General features: G+C 51.0%; 7 protein-coding genes and 1 pseudogene. 5 read left to right on the plus strand and 3 right to left on the minus strand.

Features of this window, described 5'->3' with window-relative positions; translation table 11 throughout:
• Window positions 1-320 precede the first annotated feature (320 nt).
• Window positions 321-1019: a hypothetical protein gene (locus HMPREF2890_RS08955; protein ID WP_148130663.1), complete on the minus strand. Its 699-nt coding sequence runs from the start codon at window positions 1017-1019 to the stop codon at window positions 321-323.
• Window positions 1020-1601: 582 nt separating this feature from the next.
• Between HMPREF2890_RS08955 and HMPREF2890_RS03505 the strand changes: the two genes are divergently transcribed.
• The gene (locus HMPREF2890_RS03505; RefSeq protein ID WP_070465449.1) at window positions 1602-1919 is read left to right on the plus strand and encodes a DUF4298 domain-containing protein; all 318 of its coding nucleotides are present in this window, start codon (window positions 1602-1604) and stop codon (window positions 1917-1919) included.
• Between the two features lie 18 nt (window positions 1920-1937).
• Here the strand turns inward: HMPREF2890_RS03505 and HMPREF2890_RS03510 are convergent, their stop codons facing one another.
• Both HMPREF2890_RS03510 and holA read right to left on the minus strand, forming a co-directional pair.
• Window positions 1938-2540 carry an NUDIX hydrolase gene (locus HMPREF2890_RS03510; RefSeq protein ID WP_070465452.1) on the minus strand — a complete coding sequence of 201 codons (603 nt, stop codon included), beginning with the start codon at window positions 2538-2540 and terminating at the stop codon, window positions 1938-1940.
• A 34-nt stretch (window positions 2541-2574) separates the two neighbouring features.
• On the minus strand, window positions 2575-3624 hold the full coding sequence (gene holA, locus HMPREF2890_RS03515; protein ID WP_070465455.1) for a DNA polymerase III subunit delta: 1050 nt from the start codon (window positions 3622-3624) through the stop codon (window positions 2575-2577).
• A gap of 37 nt (window positions 3625-3661) precedes the next feature.
• Here holA and HMPREF2890_RS03520 point away from each other — a divergent pair, with 37 nt between their 5' ends.
• The 4 genes and pseudogenes from HMPREF2890_RS03520 to HMPREF2890_RS03530 form a co-directional block, all read left to right on the plus strand.
• The gene (locus tag HMPREF2890_RS03520) at window positions 3662-4108 is read left to right on the plus strand and encodes a type I restriction enzyme HsdR N-terminal domain-containing protein (RefSeq protein ID WP_070465578.1); all 447 of its coding nucleotides are present in this window, start codon (window positions 3662-3664) and stop codon (window positions 4106-4108) included.
• A 479-nt stretch (window positions 4109-4587) separates the two neighbouring features.
• Window positions 4588-4725: pseudogene (locus HMPREF2890_RS09420) on the plus strand (transposase); the annotation flags it as partial.
• A 176-nt stretch (window positions 4726-4901) separates the two neighbouring features.
• Window positions 4902-5276, plus strand: a complete 375-nt coding sequence (locus HMPREF2890_RS03525) for a BlaI/MecI/CopY family transcriptional regulator (RefSeq protein ID WP_070465457.1) — start codon at window positions 4902-4904, stop codon at window positions 5274-5276.
• 5 nt (window positions 5277-5281) lie between these two features.
• Window positions 5282-6618 (plus strand): M56 family metallopeptidase (locus HMPREF2890_RS03530; RefSeq protein ID WP_070465460.1); only part of this gene is annotated, 1337 nt, incomplete at its 3' end.

The raw sequence follows: 6618 nt of genomic DNA on the forward strand, positions 1-6618 counted from the left end.
TTAGCAAAGAATACAGGGATCTTGAGTGCCCGCTCAATAGACTTGAAGTGGGTGATCTCAGTCCCGTTATCAGTTGTAATGGAGAATATCTGTCCTCTGCGCTTTAAGAAGGGTGCTACCAATCGTTGCTTCCTACGTCTTAACATATGACAACAAGAACGGATAGTCGCCAGCTGTACAATCTAGTTCTTTAGTCATATCTAAGGTGGTAAGGGGGAGGGTGAAAAAGCTCTTCCCTTCATTTGGGGGTGCAAGTTAATCAATTCACTTCAGTTAGTTTTTTGTGGGTGGCTTTCTCCCCCAGCACCTCAAAATAGGAATTAGCCAATCAACCAGTAATTTTCAATGAAGGATTTTACACTCTCGTCATCTCTTAGGTTGTAATCACCAAAATTACAAAACTCCACAGACTGTATTTTGTTGTTTTTTGTAGTGCAAATTATCATAGAAAAGGATGGGTTAGAGTTAAGGTGGTTATGACAATATTCTGTACTGTCCTTCCAATGTGTGTTTACACTTGCAGGATGGATAAAATAAAATCTATTACACTTCGAGATCAATTTTTGGACGATTTCAATGTCGAAGCCTAGTCTAAGGAGCAACTCCGAAATAGGTGAACCTACTGAAAGCCATGATAGATCTAAAAGGTTTGAGTGTAAAACTCCTAAGCACAACTCATAATTTGACATTCTTGGTACAGGTTGCATATATATAAGTGAGTCCGAATGAGAAATAGCACCAGCCATTATTGGAAGATCATCATCAAACTCAACTCTCCAACCGTTAAAAATATTACTAAAATCATCTTTTGACTTAATCGAGTAGAGTCTGTTATAGAATAAAACAGATGCTGATGAAACAATGATCGCTTTTTCTTCTTTTATTAAGCAGAGAGCGACTGTGTTTTCGAGATTACAAGACCTACATGATTTATGAGAAGATCTTGGCCAAAGTCGAATTCCGTAATATGTCGTTCTATGTTGAGCAGTCCATATTGAATCAATTGCGTTCTGTTCCATAATGCCCTTGTTTCTATCAGTAAAATTGCCAAAAATCAAATTGTTGCACATCAATATCGCACAGCAAAACAGAATGATAGCCATTCCCCCAAAAACACATCTTGGAATACGACACATGTCTTTATGCATTCTTTTGTTAGAGTTCATATGCTTTGGACTTTAATATGAGTTTGTGTTTTATTGAGTTCGGAAATCTTGAGCCTTCACGTGTTTTCTTATCTGTCTTATAACTAAAGTGTTCACTGGCACCTAATGCTGTGTCGAAAGCTCTTGATGCCTCCATTGAATTCGCTCTGTTATAACTAATGTTTCCATGCTCATTGATTACATACTCTGATGATAAAACGAAACAACCTTCAGTCCAATTTCGAGGATTGCCACTCCCATAGTGAACCTAGGACGTTAGGTAGTGGTCATTGAGACATTGCAGAATAAAGAAAGGGAAAGAAACTCACTCGTTTCCAAATCGTTCACCTTTATTCTATATCATGTGTCCCTTGTGCAATCAGCCGATCACATTCGCTCCTATTACTTTTATTCGGAACTTTGCGACAGATGACTATTACACCAAGTGGAATAGATATGGACGCAAAGACAAGAGAAAGAGTAGAGCGGATCCGGGCCATGGAGGAGTGTCTCGTACGCTGCGTGGAGGCGACAGCCCAGCTCTCCGCTGCCTGTAAGCAGTGGAGGGAAGCCCTCGAGGACTCACGCATCCTCGAGGAGTACTACCATGGTGGCGACTGGATGGAGGACTACGAGGCGGACGAGAGGGGCGAGCTCCCCGATGATCTCCTCCGCGGCGTACTCTCCGAGGATGCGGTGTACGACTACATCAGCGACCGACAGGAGCTGGCTAAGGAGCTCCTCCGCACCGCACTCGCTGCGTTGGAGTCATAGCCTCCCCTCGGACCCGGATCAGAAGTAGTGCTCCTCCCGCACCATCTCCACCGCGCGGCGGATGGAGCGGAGACCAAAGTCAGCCGGCACGATCTCGCGTATCGGGACGATGAGCAGCCTTGCGACATCGTCTCCCGCCTGATCCACATAGGGGACGAGGGACTCCACCTTGAGGTGGTAAAAGAGGTCCAGCGTGTGGATCGTCATCCCGGAGTAGAGGTAGAGATTGGGGAGAGAGAAGAGGTACTTCGGTGGCCTGTGGATCCCTCCACGGAGGCCGCCAAAGGCATCGATGCCGGTCTCCTCACGCAGCTCACGCGCCATCGCCTCCTCACCGGTCTCGTCCATGTCAACGAAGCCCCCCGGCAGGTCGTAGGTACCGATGGCAGGCTCCTTGCCACGCACAGCGACCAGCATATTCTCCATCAGGTCGGTGATAAAGCAGGCACAGGCGGCTTGCGCATTGGCGTAGTACTCAAAGCCGCAGTCCTCGCACTTCTTCGCCTTGGCATTAACGACCCCGAAGTGAGGGCTGCCACACTTGGGACAGTGGGCAAAGAGCTCCAGAGGATGCTCAGCGGCAGCCCCTGCGGGAGTGGTGGTTACATTTTTCTTCTCCATAAATATCTTGTATGACTCGCTTGGTAGGTTTGTATCAATTGAGGATCAGCAGCACGAGGTCTATCAGTATCTCATCGGGATCGCCCTGGTCGCTGTACATCCCCTTGCTCCTCGCGTCTGAGTGGCGCAGGGCATGAATGATCTCGACGACCCGCTGAGGCTTGTAGCTCTTGATCCCGAGCATGATGTCCTTGACAAAAAAGGAGGAGCTGATACCGAGGTAGCTCATCACACTCTGCTCGGTGTAGGGCCGTGGGGCGTAGAAGGCGGTGAGCAGGTCGGCAAAGTAGCCGAAGAGCGTCGGGATGATCATCTGCACCGGCACCCGCTTGCTATCCTCCGAGAGTGATCGGGCGATGATGAGCGACTGCCGCCGGTCCTTACGGGCGAGGGCACGCTTGAGGTCAAAGGCGGTGTACTCCTTATTGAGCCCCGTGTAGGTGAGTACCTGCTCGGGAGTGACCTGAGCCCGCACCTCTGAGGGAAGAGCGAGTGCCAGCTTCCCGAGCTCGCTATCCAGTCGGGTGACGTCGGTCCCGATATGCTCCGCCACCACCTGCACCGCCTCCGGTGTGAGGGTCAGCCCGTGCTCGAGGGCGAGGGGACGGATGTAGCCACTGATCTGGTAGTCCCGGATCTCGGGCGACTCCACGTAGAGCCCCACCTTCTTCGTCAGGCTCTTGATCACGCTGAGGGTGCGGGCGGGCTTTTTCCCGCCCTTGAAGCAGAGCACCACGATGGACGAGGGGACCGGGTGATCGACGAGATTGCCCAGCACCTCCATCAGCGCTCCTCCCCCACCCTGCATCATCGCCTGCGCCTCCCGGACCACGGTGAGGGTGTACTTCGCCATCATCGGGGCGCGCCGTGCCGCAGTGAGAAGCTGTGAGGGTGTCGCCGTGGTGCCGTAGAGGAGGGTGTAATTGAAGTCCCTCGCCTCCTCCGGCATATAGGCGGCCTCGATTTTTTTCTCTATCTTGTCGGTGAAGTACTCCTCCTCTCCGGTAAGCAGATAGATGCGGTACGGCTCCTTGGCGGAGTCGATCGCGGTGAGGACACTCTGTGGCTCTTTAGTGTAGGGCATGGCGGTAGTGATGACTTCTGAGACAAATATACCCTTTATGACGGAAAGTAGAGCGAGCGAGCGACCAATGGTCTACGACCCCCTCCGGAGGAAGGAGGTGGCGCTGACCCCCGAGGAGGGAGTCAGGCAGGGGATCGTGCGCCACCTGATCGACAAGCTGGGCTATCCGCCCGAGCTGATGGGCAATGAGGTGGCGCTCCGCGTCGGGAAGCTCTCCCGTCGCTGCGACACCCTCGTCATCGCCCCCGACCGCTCGCCGCTGATGATCATCGAGTACAAGGCGCCTTCCATCCGTCTCTCAGATGCGGTGCTGGAGCAGATCTACCGGTACAACTCAGTCCTCCGGGTCCCCGTGCTGGTGATCACCAATGGGCGTGAGATCTACGCCTACCTCGTCGGCTACGACGGCGAGGAGACCCGCCTCCTCTCCCGCCTCCCCTCCTACCCCGAGCTCCTCACCCTCACGAGGAGAGACTGCCCCTGACATGGGGCTTTGATATATTAACTCGTGGGACAACTCCGAGGGGGACTACTGGAGAGGCTCCCTGCCGAGTAAGGGACTTGACCTGACGCTCAAGTGGCACGACCCGCTGCGGAAGCACATCAGCAGATACGCCACGAGGATCGGAGACATAGGGTTTGCACAGGTGGAGGATCAAGACCTATCGTACATCAGTGCGACGATCACCTGGCGCTTTAGCTCCAAGGAAAATAAGCAGCACCGGTCGACCGTCAAGTCCTCCGAGCGCAATCGGCTCTGAGACAGTCTGCCTGAAGCACGGAGTCTAATATCGGTATTAGCGTTTTCTTTTACCGATATTAGAGTTTACTAATACCGATATTAGTCAATTCTTTTATCGGTATTAGTCAAGGGGGTCTTCTTTCTTGTGTCGCCCCTGAGTCTACGCTCGACAGGGTGACCAACAAAGGGGAAGAGTACCACGGGGGTGACTCTATGGTTTTAAGCTCCATATAGTCTTCAATGACAGGAGAGAGATCATCAAATATCAGATTAACCCAGACTACACTGACGACAAGGCTCCTCTTAAAGATCACTCCTTCGCAAAGAAGCTATCCGGAAAGCATATAGGAGACCTTTGAAAACCAGGAAGACTACGGAATATTACCGGAATACTGAACGCCAAGAAGCTTGTCTGTAAGCCACTTCTGGCATTGCGTGCTATAAATATTGGGCGAAAGTTTGTTTATCTACGAAATTGTCGTAGATTTGCTACGAACAAATCGTAGTAAGTACATCAATCGTAGATAACAAGAAGATGAGTGAGCCAAACTTTCTAAACGGACTATCCCCTCTCGAGGAGGACTTTATGCGTGCACTATGGTCTATCGGAGAAGGTGAGATAAGCGATGCCATCCCCCTGATGGAGCATTCGGAGACCCCCTACACTACAGTGGCTTCGGTGGTCAGTAAGCTGGAGAACAAAGGATATGTTACTCGCACGGGGAAGCGACGGGGTCACATCTATGCCCCTCTGGTGAGCCGGGAGGAGTACACCGATAAGACCATTAAATATATAGTCTCTAACTTCTTCAAAGGCTCGTACAAAAGTCTGGTACAGCACTTTGCACAGGAGGAGAAGGTAAGCAAGGACGAGATCTCGGAGATCCTGAAACTAATTGAAGAGGAGTAGTCGGTATGATGACTTGGCTGAAATATCTAGGTCTGTCGGGAGTAGGGATTGCTCTCTTTTACCTCCTCGGAGTGGTATTGCTCCGCAAAAGCACCCTACTCCGAGCCAAGCGGTGGTATTACCTTATCGCCATCGTCTCTAGCCTTCTGCTCCCTCTGCTCTCTATAGCAGTACCGGAAAGGGATGTAAAAGAGGCAGAAGATAGGCTGCTCCCCAGCTTTACTATTGTGATAGAGGAGGAGCCAATCATCACTGCTCCTGCGACAAGGGGAAACACAATAGACTGGACCAGAGTGCTGATGGCAACTTGGGCTATCGGTGCAGCGAGCACGCTCATCTGGCTCACCTCGGGCGGGTACAGACTCTATAGACTATGCCGCACCTCCACGAAGCGAGAGCTCAGTCATAATGCCACACTTTACGAGATGGATGAAGAGCTAGCCCCCTTCACGATTGGGAAGGCGATCTTTATCCCCAAGTCATTATCCAATAGCGATATCACACCCACTATTCTGTCGCATGAGCTGGAGCACATTAGGCAGAAGCACTATTGGGATATCATCATTAGTATGGTGCTGCAGCCCTTACAGTGGTGGAATCCATGTGCGTGGGGATTGCTCCACCAACTGCGTACAAACCTTGAGTACCTAGCAGACCAAGGGGTGTTGCGAGAGGGAAGCGACCGAAAGACCTACCAGTACCGGTTACTGGAGTGTACACTGGGCCGAAAGGTAGAGCTGCCCTCGCTCTCTTTTTCTATGCATAACCTAAAGAAACGAATCGTAATGATGAACAGCAAGAACAAAACGAACAAGAAACTAGCTATAGTTTACGCACTGTCGGCCCTCCCGGTACTTGCCTTCCTGGCACTCGGTACTCAGATGGTAACCATCGAGCAGGCTGAAGCTAGCACCACCACAGAAGTGGCTCCGCCACCAACTGTAGATAAAGCATCAAGGCAGGTAGATGTACTACCCGAGTTTCCCGGTGGACAAAAAGCTATGATGCAGTGGATCGCCCAAAACATCCAATACCCTAAGGAGGCGATAGATGCCAAGATTGAGGGGAGTGTGATAGTCTCCTTCTTTGTTGAAAAGGATGGCTCTATCTCCAATGCCGAGGTAATAAAAAGTGTCCACGAGTTACTAGACAAAGAGGCTCTAAGAGTGGTCAATGCCATGCCTAAGTGGAAACCGGGCATAGAGAATGGGCAACCTGTGAGGACCCGCTTCTTTGTTCCAATCAGCTTCAAATCCCAGCAATCTGCAGAGGCTAAGGGAGAGGTCGTTGAGTTCTTAGATGATATGCCTGAGTTTCCCGGTGGACAAAAAGCTATGATGCA

The organism is Porphyromonas sp. HMSC065F10, assembly GCF_001808555.1.
Taxonomy (GTDB): Bacteria; Bacteroidota; Bacteroidia; order Bacteroidales; family Porphyromonadaceae; genus Porphyromonas_A.